Origin of the sequence: Pseudomonas ficuserectae (assembly GCF_024584585.1) — a bacterium.
GTDB lineage: Bacteria > Pseudomonadota > Gammaproteobacteria > Pseudomonadales > Pseudomonadaceae > Aquipseudomonas > Aquipseudomonas amygdali.
In genome coordinates, this window is the sequence record NZ_CP085684.1 from 1,165,949 (window position 1) to 1,186,938 (window position 20,990).

The 20,990-nt window shown below is 54.7% G+C and carries 20 protein-coding genes and 1 other RNA gene; 12 read left to right on the forward strand and 9 right to left on the reverse strand.

Going from position 1 to position 20,990, the window contains the following annotated elements; translation table 11 throughout:
* The first annotated feature begins 243 nt into the window (after window positions 1–243).
* Window positions 244–1,224: an IS5-like element ISPsy2 family transposase gene (locus LJU29_RS05220; protein WP_054078085.1), complete on the forward strand. Its 981-nt coding sequence runs from the start codon at window positions 244–246 to the stop codon at window positions 1,222–1,224.
* A gap of 214 nt (window positions 1,225–1,438) precedes the next feature.
* Here LJU29_RS05220 and LJU29_RS05225 read toward each other — a convergent pair whose 3' ends face one another.
* Together LJU29_RS05225 and LJU29_RS05230 are read right to left on the reverse strand one after the other, a co-directional pair.
* Complete coding sequence (locus tag LJU29_RS05225; RefSeq protein ID WP_209924116.1) at window positions 1,439–1,666, reverse strand: hypothetical protein; 228 nt, start codon at window positions 1,664–1,666, stop codon at window positions 1,439–1,441.
* 271 nt (window positions 1,667–1,937) lie between these two features.
* Window positions 1,938–2,918 (reverse strand): IS5-like element ISPsy2 family transposase, encoded by a 981-nt coding sequence (locus LJU29_RS05230; protein WP_054078085.1) that lies wholly within the window; start codon window positions 2,916–2,918, stop codon window positions 1,938–1,940.
* 843 nt (window positions 2,919–3,761) lie between these two features.
* On the opposite strand from LJU29_RS05230, the gene LJU29_RS05235 reads away from it, so the two are divergent.
* The gene (locus tag LJU29_RS05235) at window positions 3,762–3,998 is read left to right on the forward strand and encodes a helix-turn-helix transcriptional regulator (protein ID WP_209924117.1); all 237 of its coding nucleotides are present in this window, start codon (window positions 3,762–3,764) and stop codon (window positions 3,996–3,998) included.
* A 24-nt stretch (window positions 3,999–4,022) separates the two neighbouring features.
* A complete protein-coding gene (locus LJU29_RS05240; RefSeq protein WP_257111742.1) occupies window positions 4,023–5,498 on the forward strand; it encodes a YfjI family protein in 1,476 nt (491 codons plus the stop codon).
* Window positions 5,499–5,554: 56 nt separating this feature from the next.
* On the opposite strand, the gene LJU29_RS05245 is transcribed toward LJU29_RS05240, so the two are convergent.
* From LJU29_RS05245 to smpB, 5 genes are all read right to left on the reverse strand, one after another.
* Window positions 5,555–6,241, reverse strand: a complete 687-nt coding sequence (locus tag LJU29_RS05245) for a hypothetical protein (RefSeq protein WP_257111743.1) — start codon at window positions 6,239–6,241, stop codon at window positions 5,555–5,557.
* Window positions 6,242–6,412: 171 nt separating this feature from the next.
* The gene (locus tag LJU29_RS05250) at window positions 6,413–7,648 is read right to left on the reverse strand and encodes an integrase domain-containing protein (protein WP_257111744.1); all 1,236 of its coding nucleotides are present in this window, start codon (window positions 7,646–7,648) and stop codon (window positions 6,413–6,415) included.
* Between the two features lie 182 nt (window positions 7,649–7,830).
* Window positions 7,831–8,218, reverse strand: a transfer-messenger RNA (tmRNA) gene (gene ssrA / locus LJU29_RS05255).
* 110 nt (window positions 8,219–8,328) lie between these two features.
* Complete coding sequence (locus LJU29_RS05260; protein WP_005754158.1) at window positions 8,329–8,613, reverse strand: PA2433 domain-containing protein; 285 nt, start codon at window positions 8,611–8,613, stop codon at window positions 8,329–8,331.
* A 290-nt stretch (window positions 8,614–8,903) separates the two neighbouring features.
* Window positions 8,904–9,386 (reverse strand): SsrA-binding protein SmpB, encoded by a 483-nt coding sequence (smpB, locus tag LJU29_RS05265; RefSeq protein ID WP_257111745.1) that lies wholly within the window; start codon window positions 9,384–9,386, stop codon window positions 8,904–8,906.
* Window positions 9,387–9,499: 113 nt separating this feature from the next.
* On the opposite strand from smpB, the gene LJU29_RS05270 reads away from it, so the two are divergent.
* From LJU29_RS05270 to LJU29_RS05280, 3 genes are read left to right on the forward strand one after another with little or no spacing between them, the layout of a single operon-like run.
* Window positions 9,500–10,903 (forward strand): sodium-dependent transporter, encoded by a 1,404-nt coding sequence (locus tag LJU29_RS05270; RefSeq protein WP_257112685.1) that lies wholly within the window; start codon window positions 9,500–9,502, stop codon window positions 10,901–10,903.
* 7 nt (window positions 10,904–10,910) lie between these two features.
* Window positions 10,911–11,345, forward strand: a complete 435-nt coding sequence (locus LJU29_RS05275) for a type II toxin-antitoxin system RatA family toxin (RefSeq protein WP_004656689.1) — start codon at window positions 10,911–10,913, stop codon at window positions 11,343–11,345.
* Window positions 11,338–11,652, forward strand: a complete 315-nt coding sequence (locus tag LJU29_RS05280) for an RnfH family protein (RefSeq protein WP_057424298.1) — start codon at window positions 11,338–11,340, stop codon at window positions 11,650–11,652. Before LJU29_RS05275 ends, LJU29_RS05280 begins: the two co-directional genes overlap by 8 nt.
* Before the next feature lie 64 nt (window positions 11,653–11,716).
* Here the strand turns inward: LJU29_RS05280 and LJU29_RS05285 are convergent, their stop codons facing one another.
* A complete protein-coding gene (locus LJU29_RS05285; protein ID WP_002555143.1) occupies window positions 11,717–12,238 on the reverse strand; it encodes an outer membrane protein assembly factor BamE in 522 nt (173 codons plus the stop codon).
* 98 nt (window positions 12,239–12,336) lie between these two features.
* Here LJU29_RS05285 and fur point away from each other — a divergent pair, with 98 nt between their 5' ends.
* Entirely contained in the window at window positions 12,337–12,744 is a 408-nt protein-coding gene (fur, locus tag LJU29_RS05290) for a ferric iron uptake transcriptional regulator (RefSeq protein WP_002555142.1), read from the forward strand.
* 62 nt (window positions 12,745–12,806) lie between these two features.
* On the opposite strand, the gene recN is transcribed toward fur, so the two are convergent.
* Entirely contained in the window at window positions 12,807–14,480 is a 1,674-nt protein-coding gene (gene recN / locus LJU29_RS05295; RefSeq protein ID WP_004666216.1) for a DNA repair protein RecN, read from the reverse strand.
* A 270-nt stretch (window positions 14,481–14,750) separates the two neighbouring features.
* Between recN and grpE the strand changes: the two genes are divergently transcribed.
* From grpE to carA, 5 genes are all read left to right on the forward strand, one after another.
* Window positions 14,751–15,314 carry a nucleotide exchange factor GrpE gene (gene grpE / locus LJU29_RS05300; RefSeq protein WP_005754150.1) on the forward strand — a complete coding sequence of 188 codons (564 nt, stop codon included), beginning with the start codon at window positions 14,751–14,753 and terminating at the stop codon, window positions 15,312–15,314.
* Between the two features lie 110 nt (window positions 15,315–15,424).
* Window positions 15,425–17,341, forward strand: a complete 1,917-nt coding sequence (gene dnaK / locus LJU29_RS05305; protein ID WP_005733029.1) for a molecular chaperone DnaK — start codon at window positions 15,425–15,427, stop codon at window positions 17,339–17,341.
* A gap of 326 nt (window positions 17,342–17,667) precedes the next feature.
* Window positions 17,668–18,810 carry a molecular chaperone DnaJ gene (gene dnaJ, locus LJU29_RS05310; protein ID WP_005754147.1) on the forward strand — a complete coding sequence of 381 codons (1,143 nt, stop codon included), beginning with the start codon at window positions 17,668–17,670 and terminating at the stop codon, window positions 18,808–18,810.
* A 22-nt stretch (window positions 18,811–18,832) separates the two neighbouring features.
* A complete protein-coding gene (gene dapB, locus LJU29_RS05315) occupies window positions 18,833–19,636 on the forward strand; it encodes a 4-hydroxy-tetrahydrodipicolinate reductase (RefSeq protein ID WP_054076731.1) in 804 nt (267 codons plus the stop codon).
* A gap of 216 nt (window positions 19,637–19,852) precedes the next feature.
* Window positions 19,853–20,989, forward strand: coding sequence for a glutamine-hydrolyzing carbamoyl-phosphate synthase small subunit (carA, locus tag LJU29_RS05320; RefSeq protein WP_005733031.1), 1,137 nt, complete (start codon window positions 19,853–19,855; stop codon window positions 20,987–20,989).
* Window position 20,990 lies beyond the last annotated feature (1 nt).

Below are 20,990 nucleotides of genomic sequence, written 5' to 3' on the forward strand. Positions count from 1 at the left end.
CCCAAAGCGTCTGGCACTAAGTAGAAACGCGCCTGATCAAACTAGGGTAAAAAACCGGCCAACGCCGTTTTTTCGTGTCTGGGACCTAGGAATCGGATTCAGCCACGCTCGGCCGCGGTACATTCGAGGCCAGCAAAATCTCCCCAGTCCTGCATCAAGGTACGCCGTTTGTCTAAGGAAACTCTGAAAAAGACTTCCTAATTTGGCAAAATCTCCGGACACCAGTCGCCGAGCTTTTCGATGATGAAACAGATGACCTTCGCCGACGCCGAGTATGCCGGCAAGCGCAAGCAGACCCGTAAGGAATTGTTCCTGATCGAGATGGATCAGGTGGTGCCCTGGAAAGGTTTGATTGCCCTGATTGAGCCCTATTATCCAAAAGGAGAAGGTGGCCGGCCCGCCTACCCACTGATGGCGATGCTGCGTGTTCATCTGATGCAGAACTGGTTCGGCTACAGCGATCCGGCGATGGAAGAAGCGCTGTATGAGACGACCATCCTGCGTCAGTTTTCAGGCCTGAGCCTGGAGCGAATTCCAGACGAAACCACCATTCTCAACTTCCGTCGTCTGCTGGAAAAGCACGAGTTGGCGACCGGGATTCTCGGCGTAATTAATGGTTATCTGGGCGACCGTGGCTTGTCGTTGCGTCAAGGCACCATCGTCGATGCCACGCTGATTCACGCGCCCAGTTCGACCAAGAACAAGGATGGCAAACGCGACCCTGAGATGCATCAAACCAAGAAAGGTAACCAGTACTATTTCGGCGCCAAGGCTCACATCGGCGCCGACGACGAGTCAGGCCTGGTGCACAGCGTGGTAGTAACAGCGGCCAATGTGGCAGACGTCACGCAGGTTGCCAAACTGCTGCACGGCGAGGAAAACGTAGTCTGCGCCGACGCAGGTTACACCGGGGTCGAGAAGCGCGAAGAACATGCTGGGCGCAAGGTCATTTGGCAGATTGCCGCCCGCCGCAGCACTTACAAAAAGCACGGAAAACGCAGTATTTTGTACAAGGCGATCCGCAAAATCGAGAAGGCCAAGGCCCAGGTTCGCGCCAAGGTCGAGCATCCGTTTCGGGTCATCAAACGCCAGTTTGGCTATGAAAAAGTGCGCTTTCGGGGCTTGGCCAAGAACACCGCGCAGATGGTGACGTTGTTCGCCCTGTCAAACCTGTGGATGGCCCGCCGACATTTGTTGGCGAGCGCAGGAGAGGTGCGCGTGTAATGCAGGAAATGGTTACCGCAAAAGGCTTTGCAGCGGCCGAAAGAGCTAAAAAGCGAAGATAATTGAGCAAATTTCGACATGCATCGTTTTTTGAAAAGTGCTGAGGACTCGGTAGCCGGAAAACATCCGGCTACTTCAGACCTTCCCTAAAGTAATTGCTCTGTGATTGTTTATAGACTGAACTTGTAGTGACATTGCGTGCATTGGTAGTTATTCAGTATTCGATCGTCAATTTTTTCTCCAATAGCTGCGCCTGCCATACCGCCGGCTCCAGCGCCAACCAGTCCTCCGAGAATGGCTCCGGCAATACTTCCCAGAGTAATGCCCAGTGGGCCTGCGGCAATTCCCAGAGCTGCACCAAACTCTGCACCTTTAATGGCACCAGCGACTCCACTGGTTCCCCCACCGATGACGCCAATAGTTCCGCCAGTTTTCTTGCCAAGATCTTTTTTTGACACATGCGTGGAGTGACAGCTTGGGCAATTGATCAACATAGTTAAGTCCGATAGTAACGTTAATTAAAAGTTCGCAAAGGCATAGCGCTGGTTATTCAAGTGAATGATCTAGGGAAGGTCTGAAGTAGCCGGATGTTTTCCGGCTACCGAGTCCTCAGCACTTTTCAAAAAACGATGCATGTCGAAATTTGCTCAATTATCTTCGCTTTTTAGCTCTTTCGGCCGCTGCAAAGCCTTTTGCGGTAACCATTTCCTGCATTACACGCGCACCTCTCCTGCGCTCGCCAACAAATGTCGGCGGGCCATCCACAGGTTTGACAGGGCGAACAACGTCACCATCTGCGCGGTGTTCTTGGCCAAGCCCCGAAAGCGCACTTTTTCATAGCCAAACTGGCGTTTGATGACCCGAAACGGATGCTCGACCTTGGCGCGAACCTGGGCCTTGGCCTTCTCGATTTTGCGGATCGCCTTGTACAAAATACTGCGTTTTCCGTGCTTTTTGTAAGTGCTGCGGCGGGCGGCAATCTGCCAAATGACCTTGCGCCCAGCGTGTTCTTCGCGCTTCTCGACCCCGGTGTAACCTGCGTCGGCGCAGACTACGTTTTCCTCGCCGTGCAGCAGTTTGGCAACCTGCGTGACGTCTGCCACATTGGCCGCTGTTACTACCACGCTGTGCACCAGGCCTGACTCGTCGTCGGCGCCGATGTGAGCCTTGGCGCCGAAATAGTACTGGTTACCTTTCTTGGTTTGATGCATCTCAGGATCGCGTTTGCCATCCTTGTTCTTGGTCGAACTGGGCGCGTGAATCAGCGTGGCATCGACGATGGTGCCTTGACGCAACGACAAGCCACGGTCGCCCAGATAACCATTAATTACGCCGAGAATCCCGGTCGCCAACTCGTGCTTTTCCAGCAGACGACGGAAGTTGAGAATGGTGGTTTCGTCTGGAATTCGCTCCAGGCTCAGGCCTGAAAACTGACGCAGGATGGTCGTCTCATACAGCGCTTCTTCCATCGCCGGATCGCTGTAGCCGAACCAGTTCTGCATCAGATGAACACGCAGCATCGCCATCAGTGGGTAGGCGGGCCGGCCACCTTCTCCTTTTGGATAATAGGGCTCAATCAGGGCAATCAAACCTTTCCAGGGCACCACCTGATCCATCTCGATCAGGAACAATTCCTTACGGGTCTGCTTGCGCTTGCCGGCATACTCGGCGTCGGCGAAGGTCATCTGTTTCATCATCGAAAAGCTCGGCGACTGGTGTCCGGAGATTTTGCCAAATTAGGAAGTCTTTTTCAGAGTTTCCCTAGGTCTGAAAACTGTTTGTTTAAAGCTCCGGTAACGATCTGGTCGTTTAGCTCAGGCAGCGGGGTAACAGCGTTTTGGTGATGGCTGTCGGAGGGGGAGCCTATAGGGCTAGTGGCAAGCCGGTTTCATCGGATGGCGCTGTGGTCCAAGGCAAGGACATACTGCTATCCCCGCTACCAGTAGCGGGGATAGCAAGCTGTATCTACTGGTAGATGTGATCTTCTTGGTAGTTTTTGCGATGCCGTTTTAAGGTGAAGCGCTGAAAGCCCCGTAATATTGCTCGCTCATTGATTTCGACGGTATCGAGGGTTTGCCAGACCTGACACACGTGGCCTCGAACGTTACCCCAGCGACTTCCAGTTGGCCGAAAGCAGCCGGTATGAGTCAGCGCTAAATTCCTGGCTCTGAGCGCACGCGTGTTGATCGAACTATGCGCCGGCTTCAGATGATGGAAGCCGAGTGAGGTCACTCACAGGAGGGGGCGGACGCCGACTTCTTCCCGTGCGGCCTCCTGGCCATCACCACAAAGCGTTGGTGTAACGCGACGCATAAGTGGTGCCCGGTCCCTACTGCTACTCCTGCTACCAGTAGCAGGAGTAGCAGCTCAATATAGCAGTGATTTTCGCAGATTTTGATTTGGTAAAAAAAGGCTGTAAGCCAATAAATCCAAGGCTTGTAGCGTGTTTCATGACGTCTTGAAACATTACTTTAAGCACCTGGCGTACAAAAAGTGGTGATCCCGATAAATTGGCGTCGAGCTTTGGAGGCCAGCATATGAATCAGGAAAATAGCAGTACACCAGCCGTTAGAATCCTGCGGCTAAAACAGGTTTTGGACCGGGTGGGCTTGAGTCGCTCGACTATCTACGATCGGCTGAATGAGAAGTCACCTCGATATGATCATTCTTTTCCTCGTCCTGTCAGCCTCGGTGGAGCGGCTGTCGGGTGGCTGGAGGCGGATGTATCTGATTGGATTCAATCAAAGCTGGATAATAAAAACTGCCAGCATTAAAACTAGATAAGTTGAGGATTGTAGATGAACGGTTTTCTAAATATGTCTGCGGTAAATGATGCGTTTCCGAGTCTGATTGGTTTGCCGCTAATTAATGCGGCGGTGGATGAGGTGCGCGACAATGTAAAGGCACCCATACCGTTAATATTTTCTGCTGCACTCACCGCCATGTCTGTTGGGCTGCAGGGGTTGTTTGATGTGCGAAAACCAATAGGAGGCAGCGTTCCCTGCTCGTTAATGATCTTGACTATAGCTAATTCAGGGGAACGTAAATCTACAGTTGAAAACATTTTTCTTTCTGGCGTGCGGCGTTTTCAAAGTCGGATGGCTGAGCAGTATGATGAAGAGCTTCTAGCCTGGAAAATGCAATTGAAAATATGGGAGGTTAAAAGTAAAGCTATTCAGGGCATTATAGCTAAGCGTGCTGCTAAAGGGGTGGATACAGTTAGCGAAGAAGCGCGTATGAATGAGCATTTCATGTTGGCTCCTAAAAAACCCAGAAGATTTAAAATGCTCTATGAGGATGCGACTTCGCAAGCGCTATTCCGAGGAATGTATCAAGATCTTCCAAGTGCAGGTCTTATTTCTGGCGAAGGCTTGGGTGTTCTGAATGGGCCTGCTCTGAATGACTTGCCTAAACAAAACTCCCTGTGGAGCGGTGATGCGATTGTAGTAGATAGGGCAACAGTAGAAAGCTTCCAACTTGATGATGCGCGGTTGACTGTTTCGGTAATGGTGCAGGAAAGTGGCTTTAATAGCTACATGCGCGCACGTGGTGAAGCATCACGTGGTTCCGGTCTCTGGGCTCGGTTTTTAGTCTGTAAACCGACTTCTACTCAAGGCAGTCGTCAGGTTGAGAGTACTACTTTAAGCACGGAGCGTTCGGAGCGATTTTCTGATCGCCTCGTCGAATTTGTCGAACGGAACGTCGACCTGCTGAACAAAGTTAAGCCCCAGAGAGTAGTCATTGAGTTTTCACCCGAAGCTGCCCAGAGATGGATTGATCTAAGCAATGAAATTGAAAATCAGATCAGCCCCGTCGGACGTTTAAAGTCTGCGAGTGATCACGCTTCCAAACTTGCTGACAATATTGCTCGCTTGGCCGCGTTGCTCCATTGTTTTGAAAGATTTGAAGGAGGGATTTCACTATCGACACTAAATGTAGCTATCTGCTTGGGGAATTGGTATTCGAGGGAGTTTTTGAAACTATTTGACGAGGCAGGAGAGAAGGAGATTGATGTCGATGAGCTTGCTGACTGGCTAGGTAAGCAGTGCGCCTACGGTAGCTTAGTTTTAAGAAAAAATACTGTCCGGCAATATGGCCCAAGTCGACTGAGAAATAAAAAACGACTAGACGATGCATTAGAGCTGCTTCAGATTAGAGGGGCTATTGAAATGTTTCCTGGGCAGGGTGGGGTTTTGATAAATACCCGGCCCCTTGGGAGTCTGGGGGTTCTGGGATATGCAAAGCAGGGTCGCAGGAGTGGGTTGGGTTTTTGACGGCTAGAATATATTTTGTAGTTTTACTAAATCGGCACTTTTCAATTGTGATGCAGTTATAGCTGTCGTTTGTTAGCATTTTTATGGTAGGACTTTAGAACGTTTACATCGTCATGAATGCTGGTAGTGATGATCGACTGTACAGATTTTAAGTCCGCTTTCTTGATATCTAGTTCAGTATGTAGAAAGGTTTGTAGTAGCGGTGCCAATAACTGTGACGCGTGGTGCACTCCGGTCCATCCATGGCGGGGCTTATTTGTACTGAGAAGTTCAATTATTTTTTGATTGATTCGAGGCGCCACGGATGCTTTGGCGAGACCCGCCTTTCTGGCTTTTTCTACAGCTGTTGTCTTTCTGTGGTGAGAATAACCTGCCGCTCTTCCCGCGTAATATGCAGCTTTTGAAAGCGCTGACATGGTTTTTACAATGTTGCCGTTCGCTTGCTCAATTAAGGTCATGGCAGCATAGTAGCAGGCTTGTTTGTGTGCGTTGTGAGTTTGCTCTTCCCATGAACCTTGATCAGTAACTATAAGTGCGTTAATAGACGCCAGGTCATCTCTAGTCGTGGTGAGTTCATCAATTTCTCTGCATAACAGGGTTAGCTTTGATTTTATTTTATTTCCTGGGCTTAGCACGTCCTCGATCTCTTGTATTTTATTTACAAGGTCGGCTATGGTTTGCTCAATGGTTACATTTTCGAATTCTATTAATGCGCTCACGGGAGCGGGGGGGGCACTCATCATCGGATATCATACTTTTCTCCTATTTACTACTAAATTAGAGATGTTTGGGTCTGACCTTTATTAGCCAGTGCCTTTGGGGCAGTGTAACGAAACGTGCCCCATTAACCACCCTCATTCATCAAGGAGGACCATGCGTGAACGCGTTGCTCACTTTTCCTGTGAGGAAATATTTCAATCCCTTCTATCTATGATCGCGGACATTGAGAGGCTTCCTGTAGACGCTTCCTCGATATGCTCACTCCACCACTTCATCATCGGGCGTCGGCGCTCTATGTAATCGGCCCGATTATAAGCGCTGCGCACCTCGTCCTTATCAACGTGAGCAAGCGCTACCTCGACTAGTTCAGGATCCCAGCCATGCTCGTTAAGGATGGTGCTGGCCATCGATCGCATCCCATGGCTCACCAAGCGGCCTTCAAACCCCATTCGCTTCAATGCCATGTTGGCAGTTTGGCTATTGCAATGCGTACGGGGGTTGCGGTCTGCAGGAAAGACGAACTCACGGTGTCCGCTGAGCGGCTTTATGGCTTCTAGGAGGCTCAAAGCCTGTTCGGTAAGGGGGATGATGTGCGTGCGACGCTTTTTCATTCGCTCAGGAGGTATGGTCCAGATCTGTTTTTCGAGATCGATGTCTGCCCAGCGCGCAGTGGCCGCCTCAGCTGGGCGAGTCATAGTGTGAAGCTGCCACTCGATCAAGCAGCGTGTTGTCCTTTTTATGCTGGCATTGGCCACCGTGACCATCAGCTCTTTCAGTTCATCGGGCGCGAGTGCCGCCATGTTTTTCTTTTTCGGCTTCTTGAAGACCGACCGAATCCCGCTAAGCGGATTTGAGTGAATCAAGCCGGAGTTGACTCCGTAGGTCATGATCTCGTTAAGACGCTGACTTAATCGCTTCACTGTCTCGAGACTGCCCTTGGTCTCGAGCGGTCGAAGCAATCTTATGACGGCCGGAGCCGTAATGGCAGAGATCGGTATTGCACCCAAGTCGGGAAAAACATGCAGTGTTAGGGAGCGCCAGATGTCTTCAGCATACGCAGTGGTAACAGAGTCTTTCTTGAGCTCGAACCATGCTGTGGCCACATTTTTGAAAGTGTGTTCGGTCGTCGCTCTTAAAGCTTGCCGATCCGCGTCACGCTTTTCTTTCGGATCCAATCCTTGTGCCACTTGCTCCCTGGCTTCTACCGTCCGCTTCCGAGCTAGAGCCAGGCTCACCTCTGGAAAGGTACCAAGCCCCATGTTGATCCGTTTCTTTGTTATAGGGTGGATGTAGTTGAAATTCCACAGCTTTGAGCCGTTGGACCTCACCCTCATCTGAAGGCCGTCGCCATCAGTGAGGATGTAATCTTTTTCCTTTGGTTTCGCTGCTTTGACTTTGATGTCTGAAAGCCGCGTGGCTTGGGCACCCATGGTGACCTCCGATGCTGCGTGTATTCCAAAAAATACCGGTCGTGGGCTTGGAATACCACGTGGAATACACGAATTGTAGGATGAGCTCAGATACCATCGGACCGCTTTGGACCTTAAACCCCTGTATTTACTGGATTTTAGGCACAAAAAAAGACGTCCTTGGACGTCTTTAGATGTAAAAGTGGTGGAGCCGGGGGGATTTGAACCCCCGTCCGCCAGTACTCCGCTGTCGGTACTACATGCGTAGCCGTGTCTATTAAGTTAACCCTCAGCGACCCGACGGGCAGGGTGCTTTGGGCGAGCTGTGTAAGTTTTAGCCGATTCGTCCACAGCGTACTGCACGGCGATTCTGTTCTATATGACAATCATTTTGGGTTTACAGACATCCCCTGATGATTGCTGGAGCCGAAGCTACCAGAAGTGCGGCTAGGCTGCTTACGCAGCTAGTTGAGCACCGTAGTTTTCGTCATTGGCAACTATAGAAAGTTGCAACAGTGGATTTACGAGTTCTGTTACCAACTCGGCATGCACCTAAAGTTTCATCACCGGCGTCGAATCCAAATCGGCCCCGAGACTGCTTTCGCAGTCGCTGGGGCGCAGTGTACGCCGATTGGCGTGTCACGTCGACCCGTTTGCTGCAATCGATCAGGCTAGCCGGGTGGCGGGCCTGATCGAAGGGGTTACTTGGTGCCTTCGCTGCCTGAGCCGGTGTTTTTCAGCGAGGTGATCACCTTTTGAGTGATTTCGATGCATTTTTTCTCATCTTTGTCAGCTTGGGCCGCTTTGGCTTCTTTCTCAGTATTTTCTAGCATTGTCTTGTTTTCCGGGCTCAGGTTAGTGCCGGAAGAAGCCTGTGCATTTTCGATCGTCTTGATGTTTGCAGCGCACAAATCATCGGCGGCAAAAACCGGCGAAGCCAACAGGGCGGCGCTGAGGAACAATCCAGTGAGGGCGGTACGCATCATGTGTCTCTCCTTATAACCTGTGGACTCGGTATGGCCGGTCGTTGAGGCCGTCGCCCGAGGGTTTGAAAAGCCCGTTTAACAGTTGGGCCTAAAGGATTGACTGTGCTGTAACGCAGGCGTTCTATTTTATTTTCAGACAGATGCGAAAAAGCCACATTGGGCGGTTAAGGCACCAAAGTGGGGCGATCTTCGCGTTGAGGTTGTGATTGTGCGGGGTGGAATAAGGGGCAGATGGATTGAAAGCGCGCACTGCCAAATGCCCGTTACAGGCATTCGGCACAGGCAAGGAGTTAGTCGTCCTTGCCCTTGGAGCGCACAGCACGCTGTAGCTCACGGTCCGAGTCGCGTTCACGCTCGGTGTGGCGCTTGTCGTATTCCTTCTTGCCTTTACCCAGCGCGATTTCGCACTTGATCAAGTGCTCCTTCCAGTAAACGGAAAGGGCCACGCAGGCATAGCCTTTCTGTTGAACCGAGCTGGTGAGCTTTTCGAGCTCGCGCTTGTTCAGCAGCAGTTTTCGGGTGCGTGTCGGGTCAGCGATGACGTGCGTGCTGGCAGTCTTGAGAGGCGTGATGTGGCAACCCATCAGCCAGGCCTCGCCATCCTTGAGCAGCACGTAACTGTCGACCAGCTGTACCTCGGTGGCACGCAGGCTTTTTACTTCCCAGCCAGCCAGGACCAGACCGGCCTCGAACTTGTGTTCGATGAAGTAATCGTGACGCGCCTTTTTATTTTGCGCGATGGTCCCTGTAGGGTTTTTCTTGAGCTTAGCCATAGGGGGCGCATTATAGGGAGTTGCATCAATGTCGGCTATGGGAAAGCGCGTGCTTGAGCACAAAGGTTGAATCCCGGACAATGCGCGATCTTTTTTGGCTGGGCGTTTCGATAATGTCGACGGACAAGGTTTCAGTCCACGGTAGCTGGGCAAGCCGCTGGGTGTTCATCCTGGCTGCCACAGGTTCTGCCGTGGGGCTGGGCAGCATATGGAAATTTCCGTACATGGTCGGTGCCTATGGCGGCGGTGCATTTGTACTGGTGTTTCTGGCGTGCATCGCGCTGATCGGCATTCCGGTGATGATCGCCGAGACGCTGATTGGCCGTCGTTCCCGACTCAGTCCTGCGAATGCACTCAAGACGCTGGCGCTGGAAGCGGGGCATTCGGCGCGCTGGTCATGGGGCGCTTTTGCCGGAATGATCACGGCCCTGCTGATTCTCTCCTTTTATAGTGTGGTGGGCGGCTGGTCGCTGGATTACATCATCGACATGGGGCGCGGCGATTTTCAGGGTGTTTCGCCGGATCAGGTCGGTGCCTATTTCGGCGCGGTGATTGCCGACCCATGGCGTCTGATTCTGTGGCACACCATTTTCATGCTGCTGTCGGCGGTGGTGATCGGCAAGGGTGTCGAGGCCGGTCTGGAGAAGAGCCTGCGCATCATGATGCCGATGCTGTTCCTGCTGATGCTGGCGCTGTTGGGCTATAGCCTGACCACCGGGCATTTCATGGAAGGCGTGCATTTCATGTTCGACTTCAATCCCGACAAGGTGTTGGACGGCTTGCTGCCCGCGATGGGGCATGCGTTCTTTTCCCTGAGCGTCGGTGTCGGCTCGATCATGGTCTACGGCGCTTACATGACCAAGGGCGCGTCTATCAGCACCACGGTCGTCGGTATCGCGTTGCTCGACACCTTTGTTTCGCTGCTGGCGGGCCTTGCGCTGTTCCCTATCGTTTTTGCTGCAGGCCTGAACCCGAGCGAGGGGCCGGGCCTGATGTTTGTAACGTTGCCATACGCGTTCGGCAACGTGGCATTCGGGCAGTTGATAGGTGTTGTGTTCTTCGTGCTGGTGGCTGTAGCGGCCTGGAGCTCGGCGATTTCGCTGCTTGAACCCATGGTTGCCTATCTGGTTGAGCGCACCCGTATTCGCCGCGCCTGGGTGACGTTCTGGCTGGCATTTACCTGCTGGTTTGTGGGGCTGGGAACGGTGTTCTCGTTCAATATCTGGCAAAAAGCCAAGTTTTTCGTGAACGATGGAGGTGTATTCCACCTCTACCAGTGGGGCGCATCGACTGGCCTGGACTTCTTTGGAGTCATTGATTTCTTCACTTCGCGGATCATGTTGCCGCTGGGTGGGTTGTGTTTTGTGGTATTCGCTGGTTGGGTGATGAGCCGTGAGACGGTGCGTGACGAATTGTCGATTCGCAGTCCGTTGCTCTTCAACCTGACGTTCTTTTTGATGCGCTACGTGGCGCCGCTCGGCATTCTTGTGGTGTTTGCCGCTCAGCTCTGGAAATGACGCTCACATGACTACGCATATACAACGCTCTGCTTTACTGCCGTACCCGGCCGGGTTCCTTTATGACCTGGTCAATGATGTGGCTCGTTATCCCGAGTTTCTGCCGTGGTGCTCTTCCGCCACCGTGCTCGAGTCCAGCGAAGCGCAGATGCGCGCCAGCCTGGAAATTGCCAAGGGCGGTCTGAGCCAGAAGTTCATGACGCGCAACACGCTTACCCCAGGCGAGTCGATCGTGATGGACCTGGTTGAGGGGCCATTCGAGCAGTTTCATGGCGTCTGGACATTCAAGCCGCTGGGCGAGAAGGCCTGCAAGATCAGCCTGGATCTGTCCTTCGATTATGCCGGCTCTATCGTTCGCGCCACCCTCGGGCCACTGTTCAATCAGGCGGCCAATACGCTGGTGGATGCGTTCTGTCAGCGAGCGAAAGAGCTGCATGGCTGAAGCAGTGATTCAGATTGAGGTGGTGTACGCCTCTGTGCAGCGTCAGGTGTTAATGACGCTGGATGTTCCGGCAGGCTCTTCGGTGCGTCAGGCACTGGCTATCAGTGGCATGGACAGGGAGTTTCCCGAGCTGGATCTGGCGCAGTGTGCCGTAGGCATCTTCGGCAAGGTGGTGGCTGATCCTTTCACGCGGGTGCTGGAGGCGGGTGAGCGAATAGAGATCTATCGTCCGCTATTGGCCGATCCCATGGAAATCAGGCGTCTGCGTGCCGCCAGGGCACGGGAGAAACGGACGCTCCCCGGCTGAACGCTGACTGAACGAAAGGCACAAAAAAGCCCGGCATGCCGGGCTTTTTGTTGAGCGCTGCGGACTAACGAGAGTTGGTGTCCAGAGGCTCTTGGGTCGGGACAGGTACGGTCTCGACGCTGTCCACGTCTTTCTGGATCTTGTCCAGCAACGAACCTGGCTTGGCCGGCTCTTCAGGCTTCTGCACCGGCTGATTCTCTGCCGGGACAGTGGTATCGCTGCCTTTGCCGAGAATGGCTTCATCGCGGCTGACACCGGGCATGAAGTCGCCAGACAGGCTCACAAGCTGGTCATTGCCGTTGAATATAAGGCTGACACGCTCCTGCTGGCGTTCACCGCCACCTGGCTGCAGGCTGTACAGGTAATCCCACCGATCGGAGTGGAAAGTGTCGGTCAACAGGGGGTTGCCCATGATAAACCGTACTTGCCGTCGGGTCATTCCGGGGCGTAACTGGTCTATCATGTCCTGCGTGACGACATTACCCTGCTGGATGTCGATTTTGTAAACCCCGGGGAATGAACAACCGGCGAGTGCGAGCAGTCCCACGAAGGTGAAACTGGTTAGCAAGAGCTTGGTGTTTTGCATCGGTGGGCGACTTCCACTATCTTGGCTGGGACAACGTAAACCCCGATCATACCTGCATTAAGAGAAGCTGCGAAGCAGCGTCTGCGAGAAAGCTGACCATGGTTGAAAATAGCGAACTACGTAAAGCAGGACTAAAGGTAACCCTACCAAGGGTTAAAATACTCCAAATGCTCGATTCTGCCGAGCAGCGTCACATGAGTGCCGAGGATGTCTACAAGGCGCTTATGGAGGCAAGCGAGGACGTCGGTTTGGCCACGGTTTACCGTGTTCTGACCCAGTTTGAAGCCGCTGGATTAGTGGTGCGCCACAATTTCGACGGCGGTCATGCTGTGTTTGAGCTGGCTGATGGCGGCCATCACGACCACATGGTCAACGTGGAGTCAGGTGAGGTAATCGAGTTCTTCGACGAAGAAATCGAGAAGCTTCAAAAGGCTATTGTCGAAAGACACGGCTTTGACCTGGTGGACCACAATCTGGTGCTCTACGTCCGCAACAAGAAGGCGTAAGCCAGACGGCGTAAAAACCAGCACCAAAGGCGACCCCGGGTCGCCTTTGTGCTTTCTGCGGTTCAGCTTTTAGCGGTAACGACCATCTTTTTGGCGTGCGCCAGAGATTCCTTGGTCAGGTCGATGCCCCCCAGCATTCGGGCCACTTCTTCTATGCGCTCGGTCTTGCTGAGTTTGGAAACCGCCGTACGCGTGGCGTCGTTGTCGCGGACCTTGTGCACAAACAGATGCTGATGGCCCTGCGCGGCAACCTGCGGCAGGTGGGTGACGGTCATGACTTGCCCGCGCTCGCCCAGACGACGCAGCAATTGCCCCACGATCTCGGCGGTCGGCCCGCCAATGCCCACATCGACTTCGTCGAATACCAGCGTCGGCACCCGCGAGGTTTGTGCAGTAATGACCTGAATCGCAAGGCTGATGCGAGACAGCTCGCCACCCGACGCGACTTTGGCCAGCGCTTTCAGTGGTTGGCCGGGGTTGGCGCTAACCAGTAGCTCTACCTGCTCAAGACCGTGAGGCGACGGTTCTACGCTGGCATTGGCTTTAAGGTCGATCTGGAAACGACCGCCGGGCATGCCCAGTCGATGAATTTCCTGCTCTACAGCGCTGGCCAGTGTCGTTGCCGAATTGCGGCGCAGGTCGCTCAGTTCGCGGGCCTTCTCCTGATAGTGCCGGGCAAATGCCTGCACTTCGTGCTCCAGGCGCTCGATGGATTCGTCGTTGGCATTCAGTGTTTCTATTTCATCCAGCAGCTTTTGTTGCAGCGTGGCCACTTCACCTGGCTGGATGCGGTGCTTGCGCGCCAGTGTATAGATTGCATCAAGACGCTCTTCAAGCTGTTGCAGTCTGGCCGGGTCGGCATCGAAGTGATCCAGAAAACGGTTCAGTTCGCCTACCGCTTCTTCTACCTGTATCTGCGCGCTGGACAGCAAACCAGTGGCCTCGCTCAGGGCGGACGGCGAATGGTCGACGCTGCCGAGCCGATGCAGGCTGGCAGTCAGGGCATTGAGCACGTTGCCGGAATCGCTTTCACTGCACTGCTCGACCACTTGTCGGCAAATGCTCAGCAGGCTTTCGGCGTTGGTCAGATCTTTGTGTTCCTGCTCGAGCTGCTCAAGCTCGTTTTCGCCCAGGCTCAGGCTTTCCAGCTCTTCGAGTTGATAGCTGAGCAGTTGATGGCGTGCGCGCTGCTCGTCCCCTGAATTGGAAAGGCGCTCCAGCTCTTGTCGCGTTTGCCGCCAGCGCTGTGCGGCGAGATGGACCTGACGGGCCAGGTCGGTAGCGCCAGCGTATTCGTCCAGCAGGCGTCGGTGGGTATCGGTCTTGAGCAGCGACTGGTGCTCATGCTGGCTGTGGATATCAATGAGCAGTTCACCCAGTGCCTTCAAATCTCCCTGAGGGCAGGGCGAGCCATTGATGTAGGAGCGTGACCGACCTTCGGCGGTAATGACCCGGCGCAGGATGCAGGGGCCGTCGTTGTCCAGGTCGCGCTCTTTGAGCCAGGTCTGTGCCTCGGGAATGTCGCCCAGGTCGAATGTGGCCAGGATATCGGCCTTGTCGGCACCCGGCCGGACCACGCCGCTGTCGGCACGGTCGCCCAGCGTCAGGCCCAGGGCGTCGAGCATGATCGACTTGCCAGCGCCGGTTTCGCCGGTGATGACGCTCATGCCTCGATCCAGTTCGAGGTCAAGGTGTTCGACAATGGCGTAATTATGTACGGAAAGGTGCACCAGCATTGAGCGGCTCCCGGGCTGTTTGTCTGGTTATTTATACAGTGTTTTATTTGTTGCTGACAATGCCTTCGCTTAGCTCGATTTGATCGGTTTGCAGTGGTTTTTAGTCGCTCTTGTGTCGATCCGCAATTTTTCGCTCGTCCGGAATCCGCATTATTTGTCAGGGAATGCGTATCTCGATCACATGAAACCCTTGAAGCCGGAAAATCCGATCCCATATAGGTGGGCAGAAGCGCGAATCGGGATCGCGGACGTTTTTAGAGGAGAACATGTATGGCTGACGAACAGAATCTGGATGCGCAGGCTCAGGATCAGGCTGCCGAAGCGGGCGCGGGTGATGAACTGACAACTCGCGTGCAGGTGCTCGAAGAGCAACTGGCTGCTGCGCAGGACCAATCCCTTCGCGTGGCTGCGGATCTGCAGAATGTCCGCCGCCGTGCCGAGCAGGATGTTGAAAAGGCGCACAAGTTTGCGCTGGAAAGATTTGCCGGTGATCTGTTGCCGATCATCGACAGTCTGGAGCGAGGCCTTGATCTGTCCAATCCGGACGATGAAAGCATTCGCCCGATGCGTGAAGGCATCGAGCTGACCTTGAAGATGTTCCAGGACACCCTCAAGCGTTATCAGCTGGAAGCCATTGATCCACATGGTCAACCGTTCAGTGCCGACCAGCACCAGGCGATGGCCATGCAGGAAAGTGCCGACGTCGAGCCTAATACTGTGCTCAAGGTATTCCAGAAGGGTTATCAGCTTAATGGTCGCCTTTTGCGCCCGGCCATGGTCGTGGTCAGCAAGGCACCGTCGCCTGCAACGCCGTCAATCAACGAGCAGGCTTGAAATCAGCTGTAAGGCCCCCATTTAAAGGTCAAGCGTTTAAGAGCTACCGCACGGTGTAAACGCACTGGCGGCAACCAAATCCAAGTTTTGCAAGTTTCGGGAGAGTCAAGATGGGCAGAATTATCGGTATCGACCTGGGGACTACCAACTCCTGCGTCTCCATTCTGGAAAACGGTAACGTCAAGGTTATCGAGAACGCAGAAGGTACTCGTACTACACCTTCGATCATTGCTTATGCCAATGACGGTGAGATCCTGGTGGGGCAGTCCGCCAAGCGTCAGGCCGTTACCAATCCGCACAACACGCTGTATGCGGTAAAGCGTCTGATTGGTCGTAAGTTCGAAGAGGATGTCGTTCAGAAAGACATCCAGATGGTCCCTTACAAGATCGTCAAGGCTGACAACGGTGATGCCTGGGTTGAAGTGAATGGCCAGAAAATGGCGCCTCCTCAGATTTCCGCTGAAATCCTGAAGAAAATGAAAAAGACCGCCGAAGACTACCTCGGTGAAGCGGTTACCGAAGCGGTCATCACCGTTCCGGCCTACTTCAACGACAGTCAGCGTCAGGCAACCAAGGATGCTGGCCGTATCGCCGGTCTGGACGTCAAGCGCATCATCAACGAACCAACCGCGGCCGCTCTGGCTTACGGTATGGACAAGGCCAAGGGCGATCACACTGTCATCGTTTATGACCTGGGTGGTGGTACGTTCGACGTTTCGGTCATCGAGATTGCCGAAGTTGATGGCGAGCACCAGTTCGAAGTGTTGGCCACCAACGGCGACACGTTCCTGGGCGGTGAAGACTTTGACATTCGTCTGATCGACTACTTCGTCGACGAATTCAAGAAAGAAAGCGGCATGAACCTCAAGGGTGACCCGCTCGCCATGCAGCGTCTGAAAGAAGCTGCCGAGAAAGCCAAGATCGAGCTTTCTTCCAGCACGCAGACCGAAGTCAACCTGCCGTACATCACAGCAGATGCAACCGGTCCAAAGCACCTGGTCGTGAAAATTTCGCGCTCCAAGCTGGAATCGCTGGTTGAGGACCTGGTTCAGCGCACCATCGCTCCTTGCGAAATGGCGCTTAAAGATGCTGGCATCGACAGAAGCAAGATCAACGACGTGATTCTGGTCGGTGGTCAGACCCGTATGCCGCTGGTGCAGAAGCTGGTAACCGAGTTCTTCGGTAAAGAAGCACGTAAAGACGTCAACCCTGACGAAGCCGTTGCAATGGGTGCTGCCATCCAGGGCGCTGTGTTGGCCGGCGATGTCAAAGACGTTCTGCTGCTCGACGTCAGCCCGCTGACTCTGGGTATCGAAACCATGGGCGGCGTGATGACTGCGCTGATCGAGAAAAACACCACGATTCCTACCAAGAAATCCCAGGTGTTCTCGACTGCCGATGACAACCAGAACGCGGTAACCATTCACGTACTGCAGGGTGAGCGCAAGCAAGCCGGTCAGAACAAGTCCTTGGGCAAGTTCGACCTGGCCGAGATTCCACCTGCTCCACGTGGCGTGCCACAGATCGAAGTAACCTTCGACATCGACGCAAACGGCATTCTGCATGTTGGCGCGAAAGACAAGGCGACCGGCAAGCAGCAGTCCATCGTGATCAAGGCCAACTCCGGTCTGTCCGAGGAAGAAATTCAGCAAATGGTCCGTGATGCTGAGGTCAACTCCGAAGAAGATCGCAAGTTCGAAGAGCTGGCCTCTGCCCGTAACCAGGGTGATGCGCTGGTCCACTCGACTCGCAAAATGATCGCCGATGCGGGTGACAAGGTCACTGCTGAAGAGAAAACGGCTGTCGAGGCTGCACTGGTTGCTCTGGAAGCTGCTATCAAGGGCGACGACAAGGCAGCCATTGAAGCGAAGGTTGAAGAGCTGTCGAAGGTTTCCGCGCCAATCGCTCAGAAGATGTACGCCGAGCAGGCCGAAAACCCTGAAGCAGCGGCCAAGCCTGCTGAAGAAAATGCCAAGGCTGATGACGTTGTCGATGCCGAGTTCGAAGAAGTGAAAGACCACAAGTAAGCGCAGGCTCACTTGAACGCCGGTTGACCTCTTTCGAGCGCTGACTGGTAGGATGTCGCCGCGCGGGAGCTTGCTCCCGCGTTGGCGTGTCTGGAACAAGCAAAATTTCGGCGTGCGGATTTGCTCCGCAAGCCATGTGGCAAGATCGCTACGCTCCTGCGTAGCGAATCATTCTGCCGCTTTCTCGGCCAGACCTATCTGGTTGTTGAACGAAGACCAGGATCGTTGAATTGACGTGAGTTGGGTCCAGGGCCTGTATGGGGCTCAACGAGTTTGGCAGGGTTCAGGAGGGTCTTGCCGAACGTCCTCAAGAGTGCGGAAGAACTATGGCAAAGCGTGATTATTACGAAGTGTTGGGAGTGGAGCGAGGCTCCAGCGAGTCGGACCTGAAAAAGGCTTATCGCCGTCTGGCGATGAAGCATCACCCCGACCGTAACCCTGATGACAAAGCCTCGGAAGAGCTGTTCAAAGAGGCCAACGAGGCCTACGAAGTGCTGTCCGATGCCAGCAAGCGCGCTGCGTACGATCAGTATGGCCATGCCGGTGTCGACCCGAGCATGGGTGGCGGCGGCGGTTTTGGTGGTGGTGCCGGTGGTGCCAATTTCTCCGACATCTTCGGTGATGTGTTCAGTGATTTCTTTGGCGGTGGCCGCGGCGGTGGCGGCGGTGGTCGTGGCGGTGCCCAGCGCGGCAGCGATCTGCGCTATACGCTGGAGCTGAATCTGGAAGAAGCGGTTCGCGGTACTAACGTGAATATCCGCGTTCCGACACTGGTCAACTGCAAGCCGTGCGATGGCAGCGGTGCCAAGAAAGGCTCGTCGCCCGTTACCTGCCCTACCTGCGGTGGTATCGGTCAGGTTCGCATGCAGCAGGGTTTCTTCTCTGTGCAGCAAACCTGCCCACGCTGCCATGGACACGGCAAGATTATTTCCGACCCGTGCGATTCGTGCCACGGCGAAGGTCGTGTCGAAGAGTCCAAGACGCTTTCGGTCAAGGTGCCGCCAGGTGTCGATACCGGTGACCGCATTCGTCTGTCTGGCGAAGGCGAAGCGGGTACTCAGGGTGGGCCGACCGGCGACCTGTATGTCGTGATCAATGTGCGCGAACACGCGATCTTCCAGCGTGACGGCAAGCACCTGTTCTGCGAAGTGCCGATCAGCTTTACCGATGCCGCGCTGGGTGGCGAGCTTGAAGTACCGACCCTTGATGGTCGCGTCAAACTGAAAATCCCCGAAGGTACCCAGACCGGCAAGCAGTTCCGCTTGCGTGGCAAGGGTGTCGCTCCGGTACGTGGCGGCGGTGCGGGTGACTTGATGTGCCGTGTAGCGGTCGAAACTCCGGTCAACCTGAGCAAGCGTCAGCGCGAGCTGCTTGAAGAGTTCCGCACTTCGCTTGAAAACGACGAATCCCACTCTCCCAAGGCCAGTGGCTGGTTCGAGGGTGTGAAGCGTTTCTTCGGTGATCTGTAAGGCTTATCAACGGGAGCAGGGCATGCGACGTATTGCTGTAGTGGGCGCCGCCGGGCGCATGGGCAAGACTTTGATCGAGGCGGTTCAGCAGGCACCGGGTGCCGGGTTGACCGCCGCTATCGATCGTCCTGACAGCACGCTGGTGGGTGCGGATGCAGGCGAGCTGGCTGCGCTGGGGCGTATCGGTGTGCCGTTGTCGGGCGACCTGGCAAAAGTGGCGGATGAGTTCGACGTGTTGATCGACTTCACCCACCCTTCGGTAACGCTGAAAAATCTGGCGTTCTGCCGTAAGGCCGGCAAGGCCATGATTATCGGCACGACTGGCTTCAGTGCCGAAGAGAAGCAGCGTCTGGTCGAAGCGGGTAAAGACATCCCGATTGTGTTCGCTGCCAACTTCAGCATTGGTGTAAACCTCTGCTTGAAGTTGCTGGACACCGCCGCGCGTGTTCTGGGTGATGAGGTCGATATCGAAATCACCGAGGCGCACCACCGCCACAAGGTCGATGCGCCGTCCGGCACCGCCTTGCGCATGGGTGAAGTGGTTGCCAATGCGCTGGGGCGCGACCTGGAAAAAGTCGCTGTCTACGGCCGTGAAGGCCAGACCGGCGCGCGTGATCGTCAGACCATCGGGTTTGCGACCATTCGTGCCGGTGATGTTGTCGGCGACCATACCGTGCTGTTCGCAGCAGACGGCGAGCGGGTCGAGATCACCCACAAGGCATCCAGTCGCATGACCTTTGCCAAGGGTGCCGTGCGGGCTGCAATGTGGCTCGACGGCAAGGCGCCAGGGCTTTACGACATGCAGGATGTACTGGGTCTGCGTTGATTTCATACAGGGCCATTCGTGGCCCTGTCGCATTTTCCCGCATTTCAGGCTCATTGGTGGTAGACCAAAAAGGGCCTTTTCTGTAAGCTACAGCTTTAGTGTGTCCACTAAAAGCGCGCAGATGATTCCATAAGAAAGCGGGGTGACGTAACTACGTCATTCCGCTTTTTTGCAGCCTGCGATCGCCCTTTCAGGTTTTATTTACGGGAGGTCTTCTTGACTAAGCCAGCCATACTCGCCCTTGCTGATGGCAGCATTTTTCGCGGCGAAGCCATTGGAGCCGACGGTCAGACCGTTGGTGAGGTGGTGTTCAACACCGCAATGACAGGCTATCAGGAAATTCTTACCGATCCTTCCTACGCCCAGCAAATCGTTACCCTGACTTACCCGCACATCGGCAATACCGGTACCACGCCTGAAGACGCAGAGTCCGATCGTGTCTGGTCCGCTGGCCTGGTCATCCGTGACCTGCCGCTGGTCGCCAGCAACTGGCGTAACAAGCTGTCCCTCGGTGATTACCTGAAAGCCAATAATGTCGTTGCCATCGCCGGTATCGACACGCGTCGCCTGACCCGCATCCTGCGTGAGAAAGGCGCCCAGAACGGCTGCATCATGGCTGGCGACAACATTTCCGAAGAAGCAGCCATCGCTGCTGCTCGCGGGTTCCCCGGCCTCAAGGGTATGGATCTGGCAAAGGAAGTCAGTACCAAGGACACCTACGAGTGGCGTTCCAGCGTCTGGAACCTGAAGACCGACAGCCACCCTGAAATCGCTGCTTCCGAGCTGCCCTATCATGTGGTCGCTTACGACTACGGCGTCAAGGTCAACATTCTGCGCATGCTGGTCGAGCGCGGTTGCCGGGTGACTGTGGTGCCCGCGCAAACGCCTGCCAGCGACGTGCTTGCCTACAAACCCGACGGTGTTTTCCTGTCCAACGGCCCTGGCGATCCCGAGCCGTGCGACTACGCCATCAAGGCGATCAGGGAAGTGCTGCAAACCGAAGTGCCGGTATTCGGTATCTGCCTGGGTCACCAGCTTCTGGCCTTGGCTGCCGGTGCCAAGACCGTGAAAATGGGCCATGGCCACCACGGTGCAAACCACCCTGTTCAGGATCTGGACACCGGTGTGGTCATGATCACCAGCCAGAACCACGGTTTTGCTGTTGATGAGGCCACGCTGCCGGGCAATGTTCGCGCCATTCACAAGTCGTTGTTCGACGGCACCCTTCAGGGTATCGAGCTGACCGACAAGAGCGCATTCAGCTTCCAGGGTCACCCTGAGGCGAGCCCGGGCCCGAATGACGTCGCGCCTCTGTTTGATCGCTTTATCGAAGCCATGGCCAAGCGACGCTGAC

Excerpts from the sequence above, each read along its gene's own strand:
- LJU29_RS05220 (WP_054078085.1), top strand. The coding sequence starts at position 244 with ATGAAACAGATGACCTTCGCCGACGCCGAGTATGCCGGCAAGCGCAAG.
- LJU29_RS05230 (WP_054078085.1), bottom strand. The coding sequence starts at position 2,918 with ATGAAACAGATGACCTTCGCCGACGCCGAGTATGCCGGCAAGCGCAAG.
- LJU29_RS05235 (WP_209924117.1), top strand. The coding sequence starts at position 3,762 with ATGAATCAGGAAAATAGCAGTACACCAGCCGTTAGAATCCTGCGGCTA.
- LJU29_RS05240 (WP_257111742.1), top strand. The coding sequence starts at position 4,023 with ATGAACGGTTTTCTAAATATGTCTGCGGTAAATGATGCGTTTCCGAGT.
- LJU29_RS05245 (WP_257111743.1), bottom strand. The coding sequence starts at position 6,241 with ATGATGAGTGCCCCCCCCGCTCCCGTGAGCGCATTAATAGAATTCGAA.
- LJU29_RS05250 (WP_257111744.1), bottom strand. The coding sequence starts at position 7,648 with ATGGGTGCCCAAGCCACGCGGCTTTCAGACATCAAAGTCAAAGCAGCG.
- LJU29_RS05260 (WP_005754158.1), bottom strand. The coding sequence starts at position 8,613 with ATGATGCGTACCGCCCTCACTGGATTGTTCCTCAGCGCCGCCCTGTTG.
- smpB (WP_257111745.1), bottom strand. The coding sequence starts at position 9,386 with ATGGCTAAGCTCAAGAAAAACCCTACAGGGACCATCGCGCAAAATAAA.
- LJU29_RS05270 (WP_257112685.1), top strand. The coding sequence starts at position 9,500 with ATGTCGACGGACAAGGTTTCAGTCCACGGTAGCTGGGCAAGCCGCTGG.
- LJU29_RS05275 (WP_004656689.1), top strand. The coding sequence starts at position 10,911 with ATGACTACGCATATACAACGCTCTGCTTTACTGCCGTACCCGGCCGGG.
- LJU29_RS05280 (WP_057424298.1), top strand. The coding sequence starts at position 11,338 with ATGGCTGAAGCAGTGATTCAGATTGAGGTGGTGTACGCCTCTGTGCAG.
- LJU29_RS05285 (WP_002555143.1), bottom strand. The coding sequence starts at position 12,238 with ATGCAAAACACCAAGCTCTTGCTAACCAGTTTCACCTTCGTGGGACTG.
- fur (WP_002555142.1), top strand. The coding sequence starts at position 12,337 with ATGGTTGAAAATAGCGAACTACGTAAAGCAGGACTAAAGGTAACCCTA.
- recN (WP_004666216.1), bottom strand. The coding sequence starts at position 14,480 with ATGCTGGTGCACCTTTCCGTACATAATTACGCCATTGTCGAACACCTT.
- grpE (WP_005754150.1), top strand. The coding sequence starts at position 14,751 with ATGGCTGACGAACAGAATCTGGATGCGCAGGCTCAGGATCAGGCTGCC.
- dnaK (WP_005733029.1), top strand. The coding sequence starts at position 15,425 with ATGGGCAGAATTATCGGTATCGACCTGGGGACTACCAACTCCTGCGTC.
- dnaJ (WP_005754147.1), top strand. The coding sequence starts at position 17,668 with ATGGCAAAGCGTGATTATTACGAAGTGTTGGGAGTGGAGCGAGGCTCC.
- dapB (WP_054076731.1), top strand. The coding sequence starts at position 18,833 with ATGCGACGTATTGCTGTAGTGGGCGCCGCCGGGCGCATGGGCAAGACT.